Source organism: Polynucleobacter sp. MG-28-Ekke-A2 (assembly GCF_035012985.1).
Taxonomy (GTDB): domain Bacteria; phylum Pseudomonadota; class Gammaproteobacteria; order Burkholderiales; family Burkholderiaceae; genus Polynucleobacter.
Window position 1 is genome coordinate 1 of record NZ_JAYGQU010000059.1, and the last position, 774, is coordinate 774.

General features: G+C 47.5%; 1 protein-coding gene. It reads left to right on the forward strand.

The features are described 5' to 3' along the window. Positions 1-17: 17 nt before the first annotated feature. Positions 18-774 (forward strand): transposase (locus VC188_RS11910; RefSeq protein ID WP_323484107.1); only part of this gene is annotated, 757 nt, incomplete at its 3' end.

The window sequence follows — 774 nt, forward strand, 5'->3', positions numbered from 1 at the left end:
GCAGTAAATTTAAAGCCGTGAACAGCTCCGATCAGAACTTCACCCAGGCCAAGATCAAACGTCGTATCCAAGAAGCTGAAGCTAGTATTGCGCAGTACTTAAAAGACTTAGAGGCAGCTGATCTGCGCTCTCCTACGGGGTCCACGCCACATCAAGTTCGGTTGGCTGAGCGTATCGAGTTGTTTAAAGCCCAGATGGCACAGCTACAAGCTATTGAAGAAAAAGTACAAGCAGCACCAGATAAACAGATCTCCATGAGTGATCCCGATGCCCGGTCGATGCAACACCGCGGAGGCGGTATCGTGGGTTATAACGTGCAAGCTGCTGTAGATACCAAGAATCATCTCATCGTAGCCCATGAGTTAACTAATGTCGGGCATGATCGAAGCAGCCTGGCTGCGATAGCTAACCAAGTCAAAGAAGCGCTGCAAGTAACGCAGCTGACCGTAGTGGCAGACAAGGGTTATTACAGTGGTGAACAAATCAAAGACTGCATGGACTTGGGTGTCACTCCCATCATCCCCAAATGCAAAACCTCTAGCAATCGATCTAGTGGTCTGTTTGATAAGAATGCGTTTATCTACCACCCCGATAAAAATGAATACGAGTGCCCTGCAGGGCAAGTATTAATAGAGCGATTTAAAACTGTGGAGCATGGTAAGAATCTGATTGCATACTGGAGCTCCAACTGCAAAACCTGTGCCTTAAAGCCTCAGTGCACTACCGGAACAAACAGAAGAGTCAAGCGCTGGGAACATGAAGTAATGCTAGATC